This is a genomic window from Heterorhizobium halophytocola, assembly GCF_017873095.1.
Lineage (GTDB): Bacteria > Pseudomonadota > Alphaproteobacteria > Rhizobiales > Rhizobiaceae > Allorhizobium > Allorhizobium halophytocola.
Window position 1 is genome coordinate 183,683 of record NZ_JAGGJU010000007.1, and the last position, 20,759, is coordinate 204,441.

At 62.9% G+C, this 20,759-nt stretch carries 21 protein-coding genes; 13 read left to right on the forward strand and 8 right to left on the reverse strand.

Features of this window, described 5'->3' with window-relative positions; translation table 11 throughout:
* Positions 1-85 precede the first annotated feature (85 nt).
* The 8 genes from J2Z17_RS14155 to guaA all read left to right on the forward strand — a co-directional run bounded on the left by J2Z17_RS14155 (position 86) and on the right by guaA (position 8,443).
* The gene (locus tag J2Z17_RS14155; protein ID WP_209946098.1) at positions 86-1,363 is read left to right on the forward strand and encodes an imelysin family protein; all 1,278 of its coding nucleotides are present in this window, start codon (positions 86-88) and stop codon (positions 1,361-1,363) included.
* A gap of 59 nt (positions 1,364-1,422) precedes the next feature.
* Positions 1,423-2,943 carry a di-heme oxidoreductase family protein gene (locus tag J2Z17_RS14160; RefSeq protein WP_209946110.1) on the forward strand — a complete coding sequence of 507 codons (1,521 nt, stop codon included), beginning with the start codon at positions 1,423-1,425 and terminating at the stop codon, positions 2,941-2,943.
* A complete protein-coding gene (locus tag J2Z17_RS14165) occupies positions 2,943-4,055 on the forward strand; it encodes an imelysin family protein (protein WP_209946112.1) in 1,113 nt (370 codons plus the stop codon). Before J2Z17_RS14160 ends, J2Z17_RS14165 begins: the two co-directional genes overlap by 1 nt.
* Positions 4,056-4,059: 4 nt before the next feature.
* Positions 4,060-5,151 carry a DUF1513 domain-containing protein gene (locus J2Z17_RS14170; protein WP_245224106.1) on the forward strand — a complete coding sequence of 364 codons (1,092 nt, stop codon included), beginning with the start codon at positions 4,060-4,062 and terminating at the stop codon, positions 5,149-5,151.
* A 51-nt stretch (positions 5,152-5,202) separates the two neighbouring features.
* Entirely contained in the window at positions 5,203-5,655 is a 453-nt protein-coding gene (locus tag J2Z17_RS14175) for a TspO/MBR family protein (protein ID WP_209946116.1), read from the forward strand.
* Between the two features lie 65 nt (positions 5,656-5,720).
* Entirely contained in the window at positions 5,721-6,170 is a 450-nt protein-coding gene (locus J2Z17_RS14180; RefSeq protein WP_209946333.1) for a PaaI family thioesterase, read from the forward strand.
* Complete coding sequence (locus tag J2Z17_RS14185) at positions 6,167-6,805, forward strand: 5'-methylthioadenosine/S-adenosylhomocysteine nucleosidase (protein ID WP_209946119.1); 639 nt, start codon at positions 6,167-6,169, stop codon at positions 6,803-6,805. Before J2Z17_RS14180 ends, J2Z17_RS14185 begins: the two co-directional genes overlap by 4 nt.
* 75 nt (positions 6,806-6,880) lie before the next feature.
* The gene (guaA, locus tag J2Z17_RS14190; RefSeq protein WP_209946122.1) at positions 6,881-8,443 is read left to right on the forward strand and encodes a glutamine-hydrolyzing GMP synthase; all 1,563 of its coding nucleotides are present in this window, start codon (positions 6,881-6,883) and stop codon (positions 8,441-8,443) included.
* Positions 8,444-9,191: 748 nt separating this feature from the next.
* Here the strand turns inward: guaA and J2Z17_RS14195 are convergent.
* Positions 9,192-11,303: an acyltransferase family protein gene (locus tag J2Z17_RS14195; protein ID WP_209946124.1), complete on the reverse strand. Its 2,112-nt coding sequence runs from the start codon at positions 11,301-11,303 to the stop codon at positions 9,192-9,194.
* Positions 11,304-11,885: 582 nt separating this feature from the next.
* On the opposite strand from J2Z17_RS14195, the gene J2Z17_RS14200 reads away from it, so the two are divergent.
* Positions 11,886-12,236: a hypothetical protein gene (locus J2Z17_RS14200; protein WP_209946126.1), complete on the forward strand. Its 351-nt coding sequence runs from the start codon at positions 11,886-11,888 to the stop codon at positions 12,234-12,236.
* A 158-nt stretch (positions 12,237-12,394) separates the two neighbouring features.
* Here the strand turns inward: J2Z17_RS14200 and J2Z17_RS14205 are convergent, their stop codons facing one another.
* From J2Z17_RS14205 to J2Z17_RS14215, 3 genes are all read right to left on the reverse strand, one after another.
* Positions 12,395-13,027: a class I SAM-dependent methyltransferase gene (locus J2Z17_RS14205; protein ID WP_209946128.1), complete on the reverse strand. Its 633-nt coding sequence runs from the start codon at positions 13,025-13,027 to the stop codon at positions 12,395-12,397.
* 64 nt (positions 13,028-13,091) lie between these two features.
* Complete coding sequence (locus J2Z17_RS14210; protein ID WP_209946130.1) at positions 13,092-13,694, reverse strand: NADPH-dependent F420 reductase; 603 nt, start codon at positions 13,692-13,694, stop codon at positions 13,092-13,094.
* Between the two features lie 34 nt (positions 13,695-13,728).
* A complete protein-coding gene (locus J2Z17_RS14215; RefSeq protein ID WP_209946132.1) occupies positions 13,729-14,463 on the reverse strand; it encodes an SDR family NAD(P)-dependent oxidoreductase in 735 nt (244 codons plus the stop codon).
* A gap of 328 nt (positions 14,464-14,791) precedes the next feature.
* Here J2Z17_RS14215 and J2Z17_RS14220 point away from each other — a divergent pair, with 328 nt between their 5' ends.
* The gene (locus tag J2Z17_RS14220; RefSeq protein WP_209946334.1) at positions 14,792-15,688 is read left to right on the forward strand and encodes a LysR family transcriptional regulator; all 897 of its coding nucleotides are present in this window, start codon (positions 14,792-14,794) and stop codon (positions 15,686-15,688) included.
* Between the two features lie 466 nt (positions 15,689-16,154).
* Here the strand turns inward: J2Z17_RS14220 and J2Z17_RS14225 are convergent, their stop codons facing one another.
* A complete protein-coding gene (locus J2Z17_RS14225) occupies positions 16,155-17,045 on the reverse strand; it encodes an SDR family oxidoreductase (RefSeq protein ID WP_209946134.1) in 891 nt (296 codons plus the stop codon).
* Between the two features lie 107 nt (positions 17,046-17,152).
* On the opposite strand from J2Z17_RS14225, the gene J2Z17_RS14230 reads away from it, so the two are divergent.
* Together J2Z17_RS14230 and J2Z17_RS14235 are read left to right on the forward strand one after the other, a co-directional pair.
* Positions 17,153-18,046 carry a LysR family transcriptional regulator gene (locus J2Z17_RS14230; RefSeq protein WP_209946136.1) on the forward strand — a complete coding sequence of 298 codons (894 nt, stop codon included), beginning with the start codon at positions 17,153-17,155 and terminating at the stop codon, positions 18,044-18,046.
* A 148-nt stretch (positions 18,047-18,194) separates the two neighbouring features.
* Positions 18,195-18,830 (forward strand): hypothetical protein, encoded by a 636-nt coding sequence (locus J2Z17_RS14235; RefSeq protein ID WP_209946138.1) that lies wholly within the window; start codon positions 18,195-18,197, stop codon positions 18,828-18,830.
* A gap of 143 nt (positions 18,831-18,973) precedes the next feature.
* Here J2Z17_RS14235 and J2Z17_RS14240 read toward each other — a convergent pair whose 3' ends face one another.
* Positions 18,974-19,171, reverse strand: coding sequence for a CsbD family protein (locus J2Z17_RS14240; RefSeq protein ID WP_209946140.1), 198 nt, complete (start codon positions 19,169-19,171; stop codon positions 18,974-18,976).
* Positions 19,172-19,472: 301 nt separating this feature from the next.
* Here J2Z17_RS14240 and J2Z17_RS14245 point away from each other — a divergent pair, with 301 nt between their 5' ends.
* Positions 19,473-19,859, forward strand: coding sequence for a hypothetical protein (locus J2Z17_RS14245; RefSeq protein ID WP_209946142.1), 387 nt, complete (start codon positions 19,473-19,475; stop codon positions 19,857-19,859).
* A 105-nt stretch (positions 19,860-19,964) separates the two neighbouring features.
* Here J2Z17_RS14245 and J2Z17_RS14250 read toward each other — a convergent pair whose 3' ends face one another.
* Both J2Z17_RS14250 and J2Z17_RS14255 read right to left on the reverse strand, forming a co-directional pair.
* Complete coding sequence (locus tag J2Z17_RS14250; RefSeq protein WP_209946145.1) at positions 19,965-20,525, reverse strand: RNA polymerase sigma factor; 561 nt, start codon at positions 20,523-20,525, stop codon at positions 19,965-19,967.
* Positions 20,526-20,539: 14 nt separating this feature from the next.
* Positions 20,540-20,746, reverse strand: coding sequence for a NepR family anti-sigma factor (locus tag J2Z17_RS14255; RefSeq protein ID WP_209946147.1), 207 nt, complete (start codon positions 20,744-20,746; stop codon positions 20,540-20,542).
* Between the last annotated feature and the right edge of the window lie 13 nt (positions 20,747-20,759).

The window sequence follows — 20,759 nt, forward strand, 5'->3', positions numbered from 1 at the left end:
AATATTTGACACAAGTTTAAATTTGGGTCACAGAGGGGCGTTCTTGAGTGGATGGCGTGTCCAGCGCCGATGGAGAGGGAAAACCATGATCCGCAACACGATTTTCCGCGCCGGTGTGGCGCTTTTCGGCGTCACCGCCGTGTCCGTCCTGCCCGTTCATGCCGAGACCACGCCGAAGGCGGTGCTCGACCATTACGTGGCGATGGCGCAGGCCAAGTATCAGGACGCGCTCGACACCGCCAAGGGGCTCGACAAGGCGGTCGACGCCCTGATCGCAACGCCAAGCGAGGAGACCCTGAAGGCGGCCCGCACCGCATGGCTTGCCGCCCGCGTCCCCTACCAGCAGTCGGAAGTCTACCGCTTCGGCAATCCGGTGGTCGACGACTGGGAAGGCAAGGTCAATGCCTGGCCGCTCGATGAGGGCCTGATCGACTATGTCGACGCCTCCTACGGCACCGAGAGCGACAGCAATGCGCAATATGTTGCCAATGTCATTGCCAACAAGACGATCAAGATCGACGGCGACGAGGTCGATGCTTCCAAGCTGACGCCGGAATTCCTGGCCGACACCCTGCACGAGACGGGTGAGGTGGATGCCAATGTGGCGACCGGCTATCATGCGATCGAGTTCCTGCTCTGGGGGCAGGACCTGAACGGCAACGACAAGGGGGCCGGCAACCGTCCCTACACCGACTACGACACGGCCAACTGCACCAACGGCAATTGCGACCGGCGGGCCGAATACCTGAAATCGGCTTCCACCCTTCTGGTCTCGGACCTGCAGGAAATGGTCGATGCCTGGGCGCCGCAAGGCGAGGCGACCCAGCATGTCGAGGCCGATCCGCAGGCGGGCATCTCGGCGATCCTGACCGGCATGGGCTCCCTGTCCTACGGCGAACTTGCCGGCGAGCGGATGAAACTCGGCGTGCTGCTGCACGATCCGGAAGAGGAGCACGACTGCTTCTCCGACAACACCTACAACTCGCATTATTACGACGCGCTCGGCATCCAGTCGGCCTATCTCGGCCAGTATATCCGCGTCGACCGCACGAAGATGGAAGGCCCTTCGCTCTCCGATCTCGTCGTCGCCAAGGACGCCAAGCTCGATGCCGAGATGAAGGCGAAGCTGGAAAAGACCATGGATGCGATGTCGGCCATGGTGAAGCGCGGCGAGACCGTCGAGGCTTATGACCAGATGATCGCCGAGGGCAACGACGAGGGCAATGCCACCGTCCAGGCGGCAATCGACGGCCTGATCGACCAGACCAAGACGATCGAGCGGGTGATCGCCTCGCTCGATCTGGGCGCGGTCGAGTTGGAAGGCTCCGACAGCCTGGATAACCCGAACGCCGTATTCCAGTAAGAAAAGGACGGGTCGCCTGCCGATGGCGGCGGCCCGGTCACCGGATGACAAAGCCCGGCATGTTCGATCGGCAACGGCTTCTGGCGGCTTTGACGGTCGCATCGCTGCTCTGTCCGCCGGTGCTGCAGGCGGGCGATCTGCCGGCCCGCACGGATCTCGACGACCAGGACCGGCTGCGCGTCGAGCGCGTTGTTCGGCCGGCCATCCAGTTCGACCGCGCGGAGGCCTCCGAGGCGCTGTCCGGCGGGGCCGCCACGTCGAAGAGCGATCCTGACGCGAACGGCTTTCACCGGCCGTCCGGCAATCTCGCTTTCGAGGATCGCGGCAACTTCCATCTCGGGCAGGCGTTGTTTGAGAAATTCTGGGTCTCCTCGCCGTCCTCCACCCAGGCGTCCGACGGGCTCGGGCCGCTCTACAATGCGCGGTCCTGTCATGCCTGTCATATCCGAGGCGGCCGCGGACAGCCGCTGGATGGTACCGGTGACGCCGTCGGCATGCTGGTCCGCCTTGCGCGACCGGCGACGACGGATGTCGAGCGCGCCGGGTTGCGTCGCCAGGGCCTGCCCAATGCCGGTGATCCCGTTTATGGCCGTCAGTTCCAGGACCGGGCCGTTCCGGGCCTTGCGGCGGAAGGCAAGATCGTCGTTTCCTATGAAGAGCGTACAGTTACGCTTCCTGGTGCAGAATCGGTTGTTTTACGCAAGCCGCGCTTCGCGATCGCCGATCCGGCCTATGGGCCAGTCGCCCTGGCGACCACGCTTTCGCCGCGCATGGCGAGCCCCCTGATCGGCATGGGACTGATCGAGGCCGTCGCGGCGGCGGATATCGCAGCGCTTGCCGATCCGCAGGATCGGGATGGCGATGGGATATCAGGCCGGGTGCAGCGCCTTGTCGATCCGAAGACGGGTGCGGCAAGCGTCGGGCGCTTCGGCTGGAAGGCGCAGACGGCCACGGTGCGCGAGCAGGCGGCCGACGCCCTGTCGAACGACATCGGCATATCGACCCCGTTGAGGCCGGACGCGGCCGGCGATTGCACCGAGGCGCAGGTGCGCTGCCGCGCCATGCCTGACGGCGTGCAGCCGCGGCTCGGTCCCGTCGAGGCGCCGGATCCGGTGCTTGGCCTGCTTGCCGCCTATACCGAGAGCCTGGCAGTGCCGATGCGCCGCAATGTGTCGGATGCCCGGGTGCTGGCGGGCAAGGCGACCTTCTACAAGGCCGGCTGTGCTGCCTGCCATGTCCCGAAATTCGTCACCAGCCGCAAGGCCGCCAGTCCTGCCTTCCGCTTTCAGCTGATCTGGCCCTATTCCGACTTCCTGCTGCACGACATGGGCGAGGATCTGGCCGACGGGCAGGGTGTGGGCGCGGCTTCGGGCCGGGAGTGGCGCACGCCGCCGCTTTGGGGTATCGGTTTGACCGACATCATCAACGGCCACAGCTTCTACCTGCATGATGGGCGTGCGCGCACGCTGACCGAAGCCATTCTCTGGCATGGCGGGGAAGCGACGGCTGCCCGCAATGCCTTTGCCGCGATGGATGCCGACCGGCGCGCGGCCCTGATCACCTTCCTGGAGTCCCTTTGATGCGTTTTATCCTCGCTTTGGCCGCAGCCGGCCTGTTTGCCGGCGCAAGTCTCGCCCAGGATGCCAACCTGCCGCCGCCGGAACTGAACACGCAAGCGGTGCCGGGCGTCATGGCCAGGGCTGTCGATGATGTCATCCGCCCCGGCTACCACGCCTTCGAGGACGCAAGCGGCCGACTGGCCAACGATATGGGCGTGCTTTGCGCCGAGCCGTTTCCAAAAAATGTCGATGCCGCGCGCCACGCCTTTGCCGCCACCGTCGAGGCCTGGTCGAAGATCGAGATCGTCCGCGTCGGCCCGGTGCTCGAGGACAACCGCTTCGAGCGGATCCTGTTTTATCCCGACCGCAAGAGCACCGGGCTGAAGCAGGTGCAGGCGGCTCTCGTCAAGAAGGACGAGACGGCGACCGACATGCAGACGCTGAAGGACAAGAGCGTCGCCATGCAGGGGCTCGGCGCGCTGGAATTCATTCTCTACGGCACCGGCAGCGAAGACCTGACGGGTGAACGCGACAGCTATCGCTGCCGCTACGGCATGGCGGTTGCCGAGAACCTCAAGTGGCTTTCCGGTGAACTGGTGCGGGCCTGGGACGATCCGAACGGCATCCAGAAGGCCTGGAAGACGCCGGGACCCGACAATCCGCTCTTTCGCGACGAGCGGGAGGCCGTCGGCGAATTGCTGGGCGTGCTTGTCCATGCGGCCGAGAGCGTTCGCGACCAGAGGCTGGAAACCTTCTACAAGGGAGAGGGTGCGCGTGCCTTTCCCAAGCAGGCGATCTATCGCCGCTCCGGCCTGACCTTCACCTCCATCGAGGACAACCTGAAAGGCATCGGCCTGTTGTTGAAACGGTCCGACATGGCTGAACTGCTGGACCCGGAAGTGCGCTCGATCGTCTCCTCGATCGAATTCCTGCTGAAGTCGGTGGAGCGAAAGGCGGGCGAGCTCGACCGAGACGTGAAGTCCGATGTCGAACTCTCGGTCAAGGACAACGAGGCGCGGGCCAAGCTCGATTATATCCTGCTGAACGCCAAGGACCTGATCCTGCGGCTGAACGACCAGTATGGCGGTGCGATCGGCCTCAGCGCCGGATTTTCCTTTTCCGACGGAGACTGACGGCATGAAGGCGAGCAGCGGGCTCATCGACCGGCGCGCCTTTCTGGCGGCAGCCGGTGCCGGCTTTCTTTCAGGCCTGACGTCACGCTCAGCCTTTGCGCTGACGCGGGCCGATGCCGTCTATGCCACCGGCTATCGCGACGCCGACCGACGCTTCGGCCTGGCACTGATGAGCGAGCGCGGCGATTTCATCGACAGGATCGACCTGCCCGATCGGATGCACGGTCTCTGCCACAGTCCGGCAACCGGCAGGGTGGTTGCCTTTGCCCGGCGCCCCGGCACCTTTGCCATGATCCTCGATACGCGCGGGCACTCCGAACCGATCGTGATCCATGCGGCCGAGAACAGGCATTTCTTCGGCCATGGTCATTTCTCGCCCGATGGCCGCATTCTCTATGCCAGCGAGAATGATTTCGAAGCCGGACGCGGCGTCATCGGTCTCTACGACGGGGCCCGCGGCTTTGCCCGGATCGGCGAATTTCCCGCCCATGGCATCGGCACCCACGACATGACGGTCAGCGATGACGGGGCGCTGCTGATCATCGCCAATGGCGGAATCGAGACCCATCCCGATTTCGGCCGCACCAAGCTCAATCTGGATGCCATGCAGCCATCGCTCGTGATTGCCGATGCGCGCGACGGTCGGTTGATCGAAAAGCACCTTATGCCGAACGGGCTGGAGCAGCTGTCGACCCGGCATCTCGCGGTGATGGATCGAGGCGAAATCTGGTTTGCCTGCCAATACGAGGGCGCACGCAACGATCTGCCGCCGCTAGTCGGCCGTTTCGGGCAGGGCGTCGATCTCCGCTTTGCCGAACTCCCGGAAGACACGACGACGGCGCTTGCCAATTATGTCGGCGCGATCGCCGTCCATCGCACAGACCGTCTGGTGGGCCTTGCTTCACCCAAGGGCGGCGTGGCCGTCACGCTTTCCGCGACAAGCGGCAAGGTCGTGGCAACCCAGACGATCCCGGACGCGGCGGGCATTGCCCCGGCCCGCCACGGCTTTGCCGTTTCAAGCTATCGCGGCGATTTCGACAAGGCGAGGCAGCCGGTCGCCTTCGATCAGCATATCGTGAGGACGACGGCGGCCTGATCGACGGCCGGCGACCTTGGCCGGGCGGCTCGCCTGCGCTATCTGTCCGATATGAAGAAGTTTCTTGTTCCCGCCGCCTTCGTTGTCGTCGTGGTCGCGCTCGGCATCGCCTCCGGTCTCTCCAATGCGCCGGGAGGCTGGTATGAAGGACTGGCAAAGCCGGCCTTCAATCCGCCCGCCTTCCTGTTTCCGCCGGTCTGGACCTTGCTGTACGTGCTGATCGGGCTTGCAGGCGCGCGGATTTGGCTGCGGGCGCCGAAGTCTGCCGCCATGCAGTTCTGGTTCGGGCAGTTGCTGCTGAACCTTTTGTGGACACCGGCCTTCTTCGGGCTGCACAGTCTTGTGCTCGGGCTCGTTGTCATTGTCTGCCTGTTGCTGTCGATCTTCGCCTTCATCGGCCTTGCGCGACCGATCGACCGGGTGGCCAGCCTGCTGTTCCTGCCCTATGCCGCCTGGGTCGCCTTTGCCACGCTGCTCAACCTGTCGATCCTGATCCTCAACTGAATGCCGTCACCATCTTGCAGTGCAGCATGGCCCGTGCAACCTTTGTCGCGAGACAGGGGATGATCATGACAGTCGCCGGCCATGCCGATTTCGAGGAACGGATACGTAACAGTTTCGCCCGTCAGGGGGCGATGGAAACCTTGGGCGCGGAATTGACGCGGATCAGCCAGGGCGTGGTGGAGATCGAGCTGCCCTTCGACCTGAAGCTCACCCAGCAGCACGGCATCCTGCATGCGGGCGTGATCTCGGCTGCGCTTGACAGCGCCTGCAGCTATGCGGCCTATACCCAGATAGAGCCGGAGGTCTCGCTCCTGACGATCGAGTTCAAGGTAAACCTGATGTCGCCGGGGCGGGGAGAGCGCTTCCTGTTTCGCGGCGAGGTCACCAAGCCCGGCTCCAACATCATCGTCGCCGACGGTCGCGGCTATGCGCTGAGCGACGGTCCCGCCAAACTGATCGCCTCGATGACCAGCACGCTGATGGTGGTCCGCGGGCGCGAAGGAATTAGTGAATGACATACGAACTGAAGCGCGTTGCGGGCAAGGACGTCCTGTTCGTCATGGCGGTGGATGCCGAATACGGCCCCTTCCTGCGCTCCCGCTTCCTGCCGCTGATGACCGGGGTCGGTCCGGTGGAAGCCGCGGTCAGCCTGACGAAGGTTCTGACGGAGCTTGAGGCGAAGGATCGCCGTCCGAGCCTTATCGTGTCGCTCGGGTCAGCCGGATCGGCCAAGCTGGAACAGACCGAGGTCTATCAGGTCGCATCGCTCGCCTATCGCGACATGGATGCCTCGCCGCTCGGTTTCGAGAAGGGGGCTACGCCGTTTCTCGAATTGCCGGCGGTGGTCGAACTGCCGCTGCGCATCCCCGGTGTTCCGGCCGCCACCCTGTCGACCGGCGGCAACATCATCTCGGGCGCGGCCTATCAGGATATCGCCGCCGACATGGTCGACATGGAAAGCTTCGCCATCCTGCGCGCCGCCCAGGCCTTCGATGTGCCGCTGATCGGCCTCAGGGGCATTTCCGACGGCAAGGCCGACCTGACCCATGTCGACGACTGGAAGGAATATCTGCATGTCGTCGACAAGAAGCTCGCCATCGTCGTCGACATTCTGCTGTCCTCGATGGAGCGCGGTGTCTTCTGGTTCTGAAGCTGCCCCGTGTTTCAGGACAATCGCGACAATTCTCCGATTGAAACGGACCGCGCTTTTCATTAAAGGCTCGACATGACCCAGATTGAACATCCCGACACCGTCCTTATCGTCGACTTTGGCAGCCAGGTGACGCAGCTGATTGCGCGCCGCGTGCGCGAAGCCGGCGTCTATTGCGAAATCGTGCCGTTCCAGAAGGCCGAAGCGGCCTTTGGCGAATTGAAGCCAAAGGCGGTCATCCTGTCGGGATCGCCGGCCTCGGTCCTGGACGAGAACGCACCCTCGGTGCCGCAGGTGCTCTTCGACAGCGGCCTGCCGATCTTTGCGATCTGCTACGGCCAGCAGACCATGTGCCAGCAACTCGGCGGCAAGGTCGAGGGCGGCCATCACCGCGAGTTCGGCCGGGCCTTCCTGGAAATCGCCACGGATTGCGAAATCTTCGAGGGTCTCTGGACCGTCGGCTCCCGCCACCAGGTGTGGATGAGCCATGGCGACCGCGTCACCGCGATCCCGCCGGGCTTCGAGATCATCGCCACCTCGTCCAACGCACCCTTCGCCTTCATCGCCGACACCGCGCGCAAATATTACGCCGTGCAGTTCCACCCGGAAGTGGTGCATACGCCGGATGGTGCCAAGCTGATCCAGAACTTCGTGCACAACGTCGCCGGCATCACCGGCGACTGGACCATGCATGCCTATCGCCAGAAGGCGGTCGAGCAGATCCGCGAACAGGTCGGCGACAAGCGCGTCATCTGCGCGCTCTCCGGTGGCGTCGACTCGTCCGTTGCGGCCCTGCTGATCCATGAGGCGGTCGGCGACCAGCTGACCTGCATCCTCGTCGACCACGGCCTGATGCGCAAGAACGAGGCGGCGGACGTCGTCGCCATGTTCCAGGAACATTACAACCTGCACCTGATCCATGTGGACGCCGTCGATCGGTTCGTCGGCGAGCTGGAAGGCGTGGCCGACCCGGAGACCAAGCGCAAGATCATCGGTCGCCTGTTCATCGAGACCTTCGAAGACGAAGCCAAGAAGCTTGGCGGCGCCGACTTCCTTGGCCAGGGCACGCTCTATCCGGACGTGATCGAGAGCGTCTCCTTCTCCGGCGGCCCCTCGGTGACCATCAAGTCGCACCACAATGTCGGCGGCCTGCCCGAGCGGATGAACATGCAGCTGGTCGAGCCGCTGCGCGAATTGTTCAAGGACGAGGTGCGCGTGCTCGGCAAGGAACTCGGCCTGCCGGACTCGTTCATCGGTCGCCACCCTTTCCCGGGTCCGGGCCTTGCGATCCGTTGCCCGGGCGGCGTGACCCGCGAAAAGCTGGATATCCTGCGCGAAGCCGACGCGATCTATCTCGACGAGATCCGCAAGGCCGGTCTCTACGACGCGATCTGGCAGGCCTTTGCCGTGCTGCTGCCGGTGCAGACCGTCGGCGTGATGGGCGATGGCCGCACCTATGAATTCGTCTGCGCGCTGCGCGCCGTCACCTCGGTCGACGGCATGACGGCTGATTTCTACCACTACGACATGGAATTCCTCGGCCGTGCGGCCACCCGCATCATCAACGAGGTCCGCGGCATCAACCGCGTGGTCTACGACGTGACGAGCAAGCCGCCCGGGACGATCGAGTGGGAATGACCGCGTTGGCCTCCCAAGCGGACTTTTGTGTCATGTTGACGCACTGACTGGCACCAGCCAGCAGGCTAAACAGACGTTTTCATGGGACACAGGATGGCATTCTTTTGCTTGGATGCCATGAAGGCCAGATAACACGCCTTATGATATTGGATTGCCGTAAGGCATTGACACCAAAAAGAATAGCCTATGAAAATCCCGCTGTGCATAATGTTGATTTTGAGGCTGAGATAGGCCTCGTCATGCCTTTCTCAACTGCCCCCATTCTGACCGGACAGTTGGCATAGGCGGATGTCCATCGTAGGCGTTGGACGACTAAGCAGAACTGACGATAATCGAGCAGAGTTTCCAAGGCCAATCTGTCATCAAGGTCTCTGGCGCATCCGTTCTTACGGTGCGTAATTGGCTCGCCCGAGCCAGGGCGCGCCTGTCTGAGCAGGCGCGAGCGTCTTGATCCGCCCGAACCCGTGCGTCGTAATCAACGCAAGCGGCCGCGGTGGCTGATTTATCCGGATATCAAGAAGTTAGGGCGGTTAAACCGTCCAGAACATTGCATCACTGGAGCGCAACCCGGATGCCGCGACAAAGCAGCCGACGGGGACTTTGTGCATGCCTCAATCGATGACGAGCCCAGCCTTATGCTTCGCCGTCCACCGTTTGATGCTGTCTTCCACCGTCATACTCATTGCTATGTTCTCCCTTGTAACAGGCGCAGGAATTGCGGGGGGCGGCACACGTTCTCCTTCGACGGTCAGGGCAGTTGGTGGACCGCCGCGCCGATTCTCTTCTCGCCGCGGCTCCGAGCTGCGGCGCGGATGAAGTCGAGGAACCTGCTTCGGGTAGCCAGCTGGTACAGGTAGTAAACACTACCTGCCTCATTCAGGTGATTATCGTCCATATATAGAATCTCTCCGGTCTGGGGCGCATTGGTCACGCAGGAGCCGTCCTGGCACATCATCTCACGTGAATTGATCACCAAGACGCCCGGACGCCGCTTGTAGTCGGCCAGCAGATTGTCGGAGAATGCTTCGCGTTGTGCGACTTCGGCCTCGGTGAGCTGCAGGCACCGCCCCCCCTTCGTGGCGCGCAGCCAGGGGAACGGCGACTGGCACTGATTCAGGTCGGTTCCCGTCGGCGGTACCTGCCCCATGAGAATGACCGGTTTGCCGGTTGCTAGGATAGCGTTGACGGTCTTCTCTATGGCCTTTGAGAACAGCGCCCGGGTTTTTTCCATGCCGAGCTCTGGCTTTCTGTCACCGATCTGCACGTAGTCGATATGACGTAGCCGCTGGCCGGGCATGTCACGGCGCCCAACTGCCAGCCCCCAGCGAGAAGTCAAGACCACCGCATCGTAATCTTGGCTGCGTGCCAAGAGCTTGAGCGTCTCGTTAGCTGCAGTGCAGCCCTGGTCCGGTGCTTTATCGGTTTCTCGCTGGATGGTAATGTCAAAGAGCGGTGGACAACCGGAAATGCGCGCTAGGTCGACGTCGATCCCATTCGGGGCAATCACCCGCTGCAGGCCTTCGCGCAGGTGTTCGCCGTGGCTGTCGCCCAGCACCAAAAGCTTCGGCGCATCCGGTAGGCCGGTCTCGTAGCGGAAAATCTCATAGACTGGATGATCCTCGGGATAGCTTACTTTTGTTAGATGGATCGCTTGCCCCTGGGGCGGAACACTCAGCTCGGCGATCAGTCGCGGTTGCTGCTTGGGGTCGACAAGCCTGTGGTAGGCACTTGGGGCCACCAGAAGACATGCCACGAGCACGGTCGCGGCCGCGAAGGGTCTGTTGCCCCATCGATTTTCCTTTGATGCGGGCTGCCGGAAGGGCTGCTCGATGAGGTAGTAACTGGCCGTCGCAAGCATAATCGAGATCGGGAACATCGCCATGCGCAGCGGCAACGAGGGCATGTCGAGCAGGCGATAGGAGATGTAGACGAAAACCGGCCAATGCACGAGGTAGAGCGAATAGCTGATCAGGCCGATCCAGACCACCGGCCGCCACGTCAGCAACTGGCCTACCGGGCCATGGGCCCCATAGGCGATGACCAGCGCGGTACCGATGCAAGCTAGCAGACTGAGCGGACCGGGCAGCGGGCTGGTCTTAGAGAACAGAAAATAGCAGCCCAAGACCAGCGCCATGCCCAACCCCGCTAGTAGCGCCATACGCCATTCGGACAGGGTCTGGATGTTGCGGTAGTCGGGCGACTGCTCGGCCATCACAGTCGCCAAGGCAGCTCCGACCATAAGTTCGAAGCTGCGGAATGGTAGCAGATAGTAGGCGGCACTAAAGTTGAGCGGGCGGATGATCGCTGCCCCCGTGACGCTGATTACCAGCAGGATCAGACTGACCGGCAGCAGCCAGCGGCCGAAGCGCATCAGGAGTAGCAGCAGAGTAGGCCAGATCAGGTAGAACTGCTCCTCGACCGCCAAGGACCAAGTGTGCAGCAGTGGCTTGAATTTTGCGGCGCTGTCGAAGTATCCGACCTCGCGGTAGAAGTTGAGGTTCGCTAGGGAGAAGACCACGAAGGGTACCGAGCGCAGGAAGCTCGACAGATCTTTCGCCCCGAAAATTGGGTAGAACGCCGCGATCGACAGGGCGATTACGGCGAGCGCCGCTGGCATCAGGCGTCGGATGCGGCGTAGGTAGAAGTTGCGATAGCTGAATTGTCCAGTACGGCCGCGCTCTTGTATAATCAGCCGGGTGATAAGGAAGCCAGAGACGACGAAGAAGACGTCCACCCCGAGGAAACCGCCGGGGAACCCTGGAATGTTGAAATGTGAAAGAAGGACCCCGATCACAGCGATCGCGCGCAACCCGTCGACATGCGGGTAATAGGGCTTGGGGGAGGAGGAAATCTGCGACATGAAAAAGATGCTCGGCAATGCTGGGGCCGTGGCGTCACGGAACATAACAATGGCTCGATGCTACGTGATTTTTGCAATGCGCGAAAGCGGCCGCCGGAGCGCCAAAGCGACCGGGCCCTCGGCACATCAGAAGACGGCAAAAGATGCAGTTCTTTCTTCCTAGGCTCTCAGAGCAGGCAGGGAGGTGCTGCACTAGTCCCCCAACGTTAGACTGCCAGAATCTGGATTTTAACGGCTATCTAATAAACGCGGCGACTGTCAGCTACCGTTCAGAACGGCCGCTTCGCGGTGTCGCAGCTACGCTGCCTCTTGCTCCGTTTAGCTCATGGCAATGTCAAATTGGCTGATGATGGCATAAGTCATGGTGGTGAAGGAGCTGCGCCGTAGGAACGATTTCGGTAAGTACGCTTACTTAATCTATCAACAATCGAGTGGGAATGACACCGCGTTGGCCCCTTATAGTGGGGATTGAGCAGCATACGAACGGCAGATAGGATCTGCCGATCGCCGGATCGTATCCTAAGTGCCTATGCATCGGCGATGGATTTGCTGTGCCTCGGGCGGACAGGAGACATCATCCCGATGACCGACAGAACGACGATTGCCGAGTCCTTGCCAGACACTGCCGTGGTCCGTGTCTCGCGCGCCAGCTTCGAGCCCGGTCAATTCGCCGCGGTCGACGCGGCGAGCAAGAAGACCGCAGAATACATAATTCCGGCCATCCGGCGTTTGCCGGGACTGCTTCACTTTTATGCGGGTGTCTCGCCGAAGGGCTCGATCGTCCAGGTCAGCATCTGGGATACGGATGAGCATGCGGCACAGCTGGACCATCTGAAGGAGATGGTGGTCGATGGCCGCAGGGACATGGAAGCGGCCGGCGTCACCTTTACCCCGGTTGTCAACCACCCGATCGACTGGACCTGGACCGTCTGACAGTGCGTGCAGGGCGGTAACGGCTTTGTCGGTTCATGACCGTCTCGAGAGCGATGCTGATGCCCGACCAGCCTCGTCGCGCCGACGGGACTACCCGGTTTCCTCGACGGACACGCTTGCATCCGTCGAAGATGCCGACACTTCCGGCGCCGGAACGCTCAGGGTTTTACGAACCGATAGACGAAGCGGTCTGTCTTGCCCTTGATCGCGGGATCGAAGACCTTGGTCGCGTGCGTGTCCGTGCTGTTGGCGAGCATGGCGCTTTCTGCCTCCAGCACGAAGCCGGCGGCCTCCACTTCCTGGCGAACCGCTGCGGGTTCGATCCGGTGCAGCGAGTGGGCGTCGTGGGTGCCGCTTCCCGACGCGGCCGCGTGGTCGACGATGATGTAGCGTCCGCCGGGTTTCAGCCGCTGGTAGGCGGCCTGGTTGAAACGGGCCGCCGTTGCACCCCGGGCCTGGATCAGCGCGGTGTGCAGGTCATGGTAGAACAGGTGCATCCAGACCACATCTGCCGCCGGGGTGGCCTCGTCCAGGGCCACCACGTCGGCTGACACGGCCTGGACGTTTTCGCGGCCGGGCTCGCCGGCGAGGGTCTGCATGCGCCCGACCGGATCGGTCTGGAAATGCGCGACCTCGGCCGGCACGAAACTGATCACCTGTCCGTCAGGCCCGACGATGTCGGAGAAGCGACGGGTCCATTCGCCATCGCCGGGATAAACGTCGATGACGGTGGAGCCGGGGTCGATGCGGGCGAAGCGGATCAGGTCGGTGAGCGTGGATGGATCATACATGAGGGCCTCCTCTAGGGTTGGCTATCTGGTTGGTGGGCGGGTGCCGGCGTGCGGCACGTCGCCGTCATTTGTCGAAGCGGACGAGGTCCTTGAAGATCAGCGGACCCCAGCTGTTGCCGCGCGCCTGCACGAGCAGGCCGCCTTGCGATAGCCCGCCGAGCCTGATCGCCGCGAAGCCGAGATTGTCCGCAAGATCGGCGACATCCGCCGCGGCATCCTCTTCGTCGCTTGCCAGGAACACGACCCGCCTGCCGCCGTTCACGGCCGGATCCCCGGCGAGCACGGCAGCAGCCAGATGGTTGAAGCCCTTGACCACACGGGCGCCGGAGAAAGCCTTGGCAATAGCCGCGGATGACGGCAGTCCGCCCAAGGTCTCCGGCGAGACGCCGTAGGCATTGGTGACGTCGATGACGGTCTTGCCCGTCCAGTCCGCCAATGCCCCGGCGACATCGCGATGCTGTTCGAACCGGACGGCGAGAAAGAGGACGTCCGCGTTTACGGCCTCGGCCAAGGTGCAGGGCTTGACGGTTGACCCGATCGCGGCGGCCTCAGCTGCAAAGCTTGCCGGATCGCGCGTGGTTGCAACGGATACGTCAATGCCCTTGCGGGCGAAGGCCCGGGACAGGGCCTGGCCGATGCTGCCGAAGCCGATGATGGCGTAATGCATGATACACTCCTTGGGATCTGTGGGGGGCTGGGCGTCAGAGCTGGGCCAGGCCGCCGTCGACGGCAACTTCGCTGGCGGTCATGAAGCTGCTGTCGGACGAGGCGAGGAAGGCGGCCGCTGCCCCGATCTCCGACGGCTCGGCCATGCGCTGCAGCGGCGTCATCGCGGCGAAGGCCCTCTGGCCCTCTTCGCCCAGCGCGTCCTTGGCAAGGTCGGTCGCCGTCGCGCCGGGCGAGAGGACATTGACCCGGATGCCGGTACCCTTCAGGTCTTCCGCCCAGGTCCGTGCGAGATTGCGCACCGCAGCCTTGCTCGCACTATAGGCACTCATGCCCGGCGCACCCGTCGTGCCGGCACTCGATCCGGTCAGGATGATCGAACCACCGCTGCCCATCAGCGGCAGCGCCGCCTGCACCGTGAAGATCGTGCCCTTCACATTGGTGTCGAAGGTCTCGTCGATGTGCGCCCCGGTGATCTTTCCGAGCGCAAGCTGGCTGCCGGCTCCGGCATTGGCGAAGAGGATGTCGAGCGTCCCGCGCTCGGCCTTTACCGCGGTAAAGAGCCGTTCGAGGTCGGCGGGATCGGAGACCGACCCCGTGACCGCGCGGGCATTGGCGCCGAGTTCGGCAACGGCCGCGTCGAGCGCCGCTTGGCGGCGGCCGTAGATGAAGACGAAGGCGCCTTCCTCGACGAAGCGTTTTGCCGCAGCCAGCCCGATGCCGGTCGCGCCACCGGTGATTACCGCTGTCTTTCCATTCAGTCTTGTCATGGCTTGTATCCTTCAATGCCGTGGGAGGGAGCTGTCACCAGCCCGACCGCTGGCTGCTCTTGCCACGGCCTGCATCCGGTCATTCGGTCAGCTCCCCGGGACCTCGAATTGGGGTCGTCGACTGTCGTTGTGGAGTGCGCAGGCACGCACATCGGTGGTGCAAAAATGAACCGGATCAAGGCAGATTGTTGGAAGGGATGCATGGGGCCTGCCGCGGGAAATGCCCTGTGGTGTTGGCCATGGACTGGAACGGTCGGCGGAATTGCTATAGCGTAGGCGTACGATACAGGCCTTTGTAATGCGCACCCGCGTGGTGCCGGACTGCACCATGATCGACTGGGACGACATTCGCTATTTTCTCGCCGTGGCGCGTGCGGGCTCGGTGCGCGCCGCCGCCGAAGGCCTCGGCGTCAATCATTCGACCGTGCTGCGCCGCATTGCCCAGCTCGAGGAGCGGCTGGGCGCGCATATGTTCGAAAAGCTGCCGTCAGGCTACCGGCTGACGACGGCAGGCGAGGAAGTGCTCGAGCTGGCAAGCCAGATGGAAGCGTCGTCGCATCAGCTCGAGAGCCGCGTGCTCGGTCGTGACCAGGGTGTGCGCGGGCTTCTGCGGGTGACCCTGGCGCCGACCCTTGTCACGCATCTGCTGATGCCGGACCTTGCCGCGTTTGCACGGCTGCACCCGGACATCGAGATGGAAATCCTCTCATCCGGCGAGCTCGCCAACCTGACCAACCGGGAGGCGGATGTTGCCGTCCGTGTAGTCTATGACCGCAAGACCCTGCCGCTCAATCTCCACGGCCTGAAGGGCCCGGAGATCTCGGGTGGCGTCTATATCGCTCGCGATCGGCTGGCGGCTTGGCGGGCGGGCGCACCCGATCCGATCCGGTGGATCGTCATCAGCATGCATGGCCTGCCGGACTGGGCGGGCGAAGGGGAGGTGCGCACCGCAGGGGTGCCTTTCCGGACGACGGACGGAGAGGCGCAGCTTGCTGCGGTGCGCCAGGGGCTCGGGATCACGACGCTGCCCTGCTTCGTCGGCGATGCGGATCCGCTGCTCTCGCGGGTGCCGGGCACCGACCTGCATCTGCACGGAACCCTCTGGCTTCTGACGCAGGGGGAGACGCGCAAGACGAAGCGCGTCCGGCTTTTTACCGAATTCCTGTCCCGCAGGCTCGCAGCCCATGCGCCGCTTCTCGCAGGATTATCGCCATCGGGCGATTGATGTTCGACGGGAGCAGACTTCAGCGTCTGGACGTCGCCACCAGGGCGGAGCCTCTGTTCCGCCGAACTGAACTGCCTGGCGGGATTTCCAGGGGAGACCGGCCCGGGCTTCCACCCGGGCCAGCCACGCTTCCCCATCCGGCTTTGCCGGAAGGCTGGTGGTGACAGAGGTCATCACGGCCTTACTGTTTCGAGCAGGATCGCGAGGCCGCTGGAGAACGTTTATCTGCGCCTCAGAGGTCAGACAGAAGGCGCCATAAAGACAGCCGCATAACGAAGGGTGCTGTTACAGAAATCCCTGGGCATCTGCGCCTGTGTTGAAGCCCAGCTGCCCAATATGCCGACAGATTGCGTCGCAGAGGGCGCATTATCCATGATCGTTTTGCGTACGCGTTACCACTTTTCGACGGGTGCGCCGGCGCCCGTCGAAATGGTTGATCATGCGGGACGGCCTCGTCCGGCACTTCTCACGTGCCGTCAGACGCGCCGGTCTGCTGGGCTGCGAGCGCTAGGGCGGTCTCGCGGTAGCTGTGCAGGGGGCGGCCCAGCATGAGGGCCAGGCGCTCGACATCCCCGACCTGCGGGATCATGCCGTCGCTGACATAGCGCTCGGCCATCAGGCGCATCTCATAGGCCGTCCATTTCGGCATGAAACTGGCCATGGTCTGCTCGAAGCCGCTAGGATCGTCGCCGCCATAGACGACGGGCCGGCCGAGAACGTCCGACCAGATCGCGGCGACCGACGTACCGGTCAGCGTGTCGGGGCCGACCAGATTGATCGTCTCGATCGGCAGCTTGCCCGGCGCCTGGTCGCGGCGGATAAGCTCGATTGCGGCGATCTCGGCGATGTCGCGCGCATCGACCATGGCAACGCCCTTCTCGCCGATCGGCATCGGGTAGACGCCGTGGTCGAGCACGACGTCCTTGATCATCGCTTCATTGTCGATGAAATAGGTCGGGCGCAGGATCGTGGCGCTGAAGCCCATGTCGGTCAGCATGCGCTCGCCGCCGGCCTTGACCGCGAAATGCGGCACATTGACCGACTGGTCGGCGTTGAAGACGGAGAGGTAGACGACGCGCTCGACGCCGGCCTCGCGGGCGATGTTGAGCGTGATGATCGCCTGGGTGAATTCGTCGCCGGTGACGGCGTTCAGCAGGAAGAGGGTGCTGACGCCGTCGAAGGCGAGGCGCAGCGCATCGATGTCGAGCAGGTCGCCCTTGGCGACCTCGACGTCGGCCGGAAAATTGGCGGTCGCGGGATCACGGGTCAGAACGCGCACCTTGGCGTCACGCTGGATGAGCTGGTCAACGACATGGCGGCCGACGCGCCCGGTGGCGCCGATTACGAGGATGGTCATGGGGTCACTCCGTTTGGGTTGGGTCACTTGGACGACTCGTAAAATAGTGATCCACATTCTGCCCGATAGACGATATATCTGGACGCCGCGTCTCACTGGTGGAACACATGGACCTACTCGCTCTTGCCGATTTCAACCTCGTTGCCCGCCATGGCGGTTTCGGGAAGGCGGCCCGCGCGTCCGCCCGGCCGAAGGCGACCCTGTCTCGGCGGGTGGCCGACCTGGAGGCAGCCCTCGGCGTGCGGCTGTTCGAACGTGGCGCGCGGGCGCTCAAGCTGACGGAAGAGGGGCGTGCGCTGTTTGAACGCACCGGTCTGCTGCTGACGGAACTCGAGGAGACGGCGACCGCGGTCGCATCCGGCGGGCAAAGCCCGCGCGGTCGGCTGCGGGTGAGTGCACCCCTGTTGTTTTCGCAGACGGCGATGGGCAAGCTCGCCGCCGGCTTTGCCCGAAAATATCCCGATGTAAGGCTCGAGGTTACGAGCGAGGACCGGGCCGTCGACATGATCGAGGAAGCCTATGACCTGGTGATCCGCGTCAATCCGGAGCCCGACGCAAGCCTGGTCGGGCGCGTCTTCTTGCGGGATCGTCTCGTCGTGGTGGCAAGTCCGGACTTGCGCTTTCCACCGGAGGAGAGACCTGTTCCGGCCGTTGTCCGCGGCCCGGTCACCCCTTCCGCCAGCTGGAAGATAACGACGCCGTCCGGCAAGCGCTGGCTTGCGGTCGATCCGGTGCTCGGACTGGCGTCGCTGGTCATGGTGCGAGACGCCGTGCGCATGGGTGTGGGCGCCGCCCGTCTGCCGCTCTCGCTGGTCAGCCCTGATCTCGCGGCCGGCCGGCTGGTATGCTGGGGCGAGGTGGAGGGGTTTGAAACGGCCCTCTGGGCGCTTTATCCGACGCGGCGATTGCTCAGCGCCCGCGTTTCCGCCTTCCTCGATTTCCTGAAGGAATCTTTTCCGCATGGTAGCCCGGACGAACTCGCGGCCTATGTAGAAGCATGAATGCCCTGATGCCGTGACGCGTCGGCGATGTGCCGCGGTTTTCGATCGTCACCGACGTTCACGCACAGTCACCAAATCGTGCATTGTGCTCTACCTATCAGAAGGTAGATATTCTCGTGGCAACTGTCCGATAATCAAAGGAAACACCATGCTTAGAAATCTAGCGCCGGCCCTGTTTGCGGCTGCCTTGCTCGGCCTGCCCCTTAGCACGGCTCTTGGATCTGCGGCATTCGCCGAAAGCGCCAAGGGTGAGCCGATCCGGGTACGCGGCGAGATCGTCAGCTACGCGGGCGATACACTCAAGGTCAAGACGAGGGAGGGCAACACCGTCGATATCGGCCTTTCTGCAGACTGGATGGTGTCGAGCGTCGCCAAGGCCGACATTTCGGACATCAAGGCCGGCGACTATGTCGGCATTGCCTCACTGCCCAAGGAAGGCGGCGGCGACGGCGCCTTGGAAGTGCTGATCTTCCCGCCCGCGATGAAGGGGACCGGCGAAGGCAGCTACGGCTGGGATCTGAAGCCCGACAGCACGATGACCAACGCCACCGTGGCTGACGCGGTCAAGGGCGTCGATGGCCGGACCGTGACGGTCTCCTATCATGGCAACGAGAAGAAAATTAACGTGCCCGAAGGCACCCCGGTCGTCACTTTCGCCAAGGCGACCAAGGATGACCTGAAGCCCGGCGCCGTCGTCTTCGTCCCGGGCGAGAAGGCAGCCGACGGTGCAATCTCGAGCAAGCGGGTCGTCGTCGGCACCAAGGGTGTCGTCCCGCCGATGTAACGTCTGTTCCACCGGCCGGATCCCCGCCGGGAGCCGGCTGGTTGCGATCGTCTTTCTGACCATCGACGCGCCTGCACCATGCATAAAAAAACCGCGCCGCCGTGAGGCGGTGCGGTTTTTTCGAGATTTAGGCGGCGTAGGCCTTAGTGGCGCGACGACCAGGTATCGATCTCGCGTTCGACTTCGTCCTTGCTCTTGCCGTACTGCTCCTGCAGCTTGCCGGCGAGCTTGTCGCGGTTGCCGTTGATCTGATCCAGATCATCGTCGGTGAGCTTGCCCCACTGGACCTTGGCTTCACCCTTGTACTGCTTCCACTTGCCTTCGATCTGATCCCAATTCATGGCGGATCTCCTTGGTTTTGTTTGTGACCTCCTTAAAACGCGCAAAGGCGCGTTCCGGTTCCGGCAAGTCCGAAGGTCGGGCGCGGTGATTCGTTTGCGGCGGACGCTGCAAAACCCGGTTGGGCGCAATATGTTTTGCCCGAAAATTCAGCAAAATTAGGAGGTTGCAATGAAGCCTGCGGTTTCGAATGGGCGACGCGAGCCGGTTTTGCGAGGAATTTGACCCCGGCGCGCCCGGACCTGTCTTTTTTAAATGACGGTGGAGAGAATTTGGGGCGGGGTAGCGCCGAAGGAGCCCTCAATGACACCGACATCGCTGAAAATACTCGTGTTCGTGTCCGAGTATTTCATAGCCCTCGACATCCAGCGTGCGCTTGCCGAAATGCCGGAAAGCCATGTGGATATCGTCCAGCGTCACGACATTGCCGATGCGCTGGCCGCGCAGCCGTTCGATCTCGCGGTCATCGGCCTGTCGAAAGACCTGCAGGAGAACGCGAAAAATGCCGCCGCAGTCGAGCGGAGCGGCGGTGCCCTGGTCTTCACCTCGGGATTTTCTCCCGACAGCCTGCCCCTTGCTGGCTCTGCCCCATGGCCGATCGTCGAGATACCCTTTGTCGACGAGGCGCTGCATCATGCCGCTTCGCAGGCGCTGAAACTGCGCAGCCAGCTGAACGACAAAAAAGCCTGAGGCGCATCAGGATCCTTGAAGGGATCCGTGAGATGCGCATCAGGCTCCAAAAGCTGGAAACCAGCCTCCCGAAAACCGGATGCGGTCTTCGGGAGTTTTTTGATGTCAGCTGGCAAAAGCAGTCTTGGTTACGGCAGCCGACTGGCTGTCAGGGCCGTATTCGTTTTCGTTGGTGATCTGCAGAAGATCCTGCAGGCGTCGACGTGCCCGGTTGACGCGGCTCTTGATCGTGCCGATCGCGCAGCCGCAGATCTCGGCGGCTTCCTCATAGGCAAAGCCGGAGGCGCCAACCAGAATGATCGCCTCGCGCTGGTCATCGGGCAGTTGGTCGAGCGCCTTCTTGAAGTCCTGCAGATCGAGCGCGCCGTACTGGCCCGGATGGGTTGCCATACGTTCCGTGAACAGGCCGTCGGTGTCCTGCACCTCGCGGCCGCGCTTGCGCATCTGGCTGTAGAATTCATTGCGCAGGATGGTGAACAGCCAAGCCTTCAGGTTCGTGCCGGGCTGGAAGCTTTCCTGCTTCGCCCAGGCCTTCATGATGGTGTCCTGAAGAAGGTCGTCTGCCTTGTCGTGGCTTCCCGAGAGAGAAACGGCAAAGGCGCGAAGGCCCGGAAGTGCCGCAAGCATATCGCGCTTGAAAGTCCGATCGTCCGAATTGATCGACATATGAGCTCCAACCCTTAACGTTCGCTTGAAGCGACTTGATTCTGCTCGGCGTCGCTGAGCTGCTCGAGAAGGCTCATGAGGCGATCAGGCAGCTGCTCCTCCTGCACCGCGTCATAAAATGAGCGTAACTGCCGGGAGATGGCGTCGCTGCCGCCTGTCGACTGCGGGGCGGGGAAGCCTTCTGCGGGCGACATATAATCTGTCTTTTCATATTTGTTCATATGGGACCGTCAT

What these genes read in the sequence shown, in the direction of transcription:
- J2Z17_RS14155 (WP_209946098.1), top strand. Translation starts at nt 86, where the DNA reads ATGATCCGCAACACGATTTTCCGCGCCGGTGTGGCGCTTTTCGGCGTC.
- J2Z17_RS14185 (WP_209946119.1), top strand. Translation starts at nt 6,167, where the DNA reads ATGACATACGAACTGAAGCGCGTTGCGGGCAAGGACGTCCTGTTCGTC.
- J2Z17_RS14215 (WP_209946132.1), bottom strand. Translation starts at nt 14,463, where the DNA reads ATGACAAGACTGAATGGAAAGACAGCGGTAATCACCGGTGGCGCGACC.
- J2Z17_RS14175 (WP_209946116.1), top strand. Translation starts at nt 5,203, where the DNA reads ATGAAGAAGTTTCTTGTTCCCGCCGCCTTCGTTGTCGTCGTGGTCGCG.
- guaA (WP_209946122.1), top strand. Translation starts at nt 6,881, where the DNA reads ATGACCCAGATTGAACATCCCGACACCGTCCTTATCGTCGACTTTGGC.
- J2Z17_RS14230 (WP_209946136.1), top strand. Translation starts at nt 17,153, where the DNA reads ATGGACCTACTCGCTCTTGCCGATTTCAACCTCGTTGCCCGCCATGGC.
- J2Z17_RS14165 (WP_209946112.1), top strand. Translation starts at nt 2,943, where the DNA reads ATGCGTTTTATCCTCGCTTTGGCCGCAGCCGGCCTGTTTGCCGGCGCA.
- J2Z17_RS14170 (WP_245224106.1), top strand. Translation starts at nt 4,060, where the DNA reads ATGAAGGCGAGCAGCGGGCTCATCGACCGGCGCGCCTTTCTGGCGGCA.
- J2Z17_RS14245 (WP_209946142.1), top strand. Translation starts at nt 19,473, where the DNA reads ATGACACCGACATCGCTGAAAATACTCGTGTTCGTGTCCGAGTATTTC.
- J2Z17_RS14195 (WP_209946124.1), bottom strand. Translation starts at nt 11,303, where the DNA reads ATGTCGCAGATTTCCTCCTCCCCCAAGCCCTATTACCCGCATGTCGAC.
- J2Z17_RS14200 (WP_209946126.1), top strand. Translation starts at nt 11,886, where the DNA reads ATGACCGACAGAACGACGATTGCCGAGTCCTTGCCAGACACTGCCGTG.
- J2Z17_RS14160 (WP_209946110.1), top strand. Translation starts at nt 1,423, where the DNA reads ATGTTCGATCGGCAACGGCTTCTGGCGGCTTTGACGGTCGCATCGCTG.
- J2Z17_RS14180 (WP_209946333.1), top strand. Translation starts at nt 5,721, where the DNA reads ATGACAGTCGCCGGCCATGCCGATTTCGAGGAACGGATACGTAACAGT.
- J2Z17_RS14235 (WP_209946138.1), top strand. Translation starts at nt 18,195, where the DNA reads ATGCTTAGAAATCTAGCGCCGGCCCTGTTTGCGGCTGCCTTGCTCGGC.
- J2Z17_RS14250 (WP_209946145.1), bottom strand. Translation starts at nt 20,525, where the DNA reads ATGTCGATCAATTCGGACGATCGGACTTTCAAGCGCGATATGCTTGCG.
- J2Z17_RS14205 (WP_209946128.1), bottom strand. Translation starts at nt 13,027, where the DNA reads ATGTATGATCCATCCACGCTCACCGACCTGATCCGCTTCGCCCGCATC.
- J2Z17_RS14240 (WP_209946140.1), bottom strand. Translation starts at nt 19,171, where the DNA reads ATGAATTGGGATCAGATCGAAGGCAAGTGGAAGCAGTACAAGGGTGAA.
- J2Z17_RS14255 (WP_209946147.1), bottom strand. Translation starts at nt 20,746, where the DNA reads ATGAACAAATATGAAAAGACAGATTATATGTCGCCCGCAGAAGGCTTC.
- J2Z17_RS14225 (WP_209946134.1), bottom strand. Translation starts at nt 17,045, where the DNA reads ATGACCATCCTCGTAATCGGCGCCACCGGGCGCGTCGGCCGCCATGTC.
- J2Z17_RS14210 (WP_209946130.1), bottom strand. Translation starts at nt 13,694, where the DNA reads ATGCATTACGCCATCATCGGCTTCGGCAGCATCGGCCAGGCCCTGTCC.
- J2Z17_RS14220 (WP_209946334.1), top strand. Translation starts at nt 14,792, where the DNA reads ATGATCGACTGGGACGACATTCGCTATTTTCTCGCCGTGGCGCGTGCG.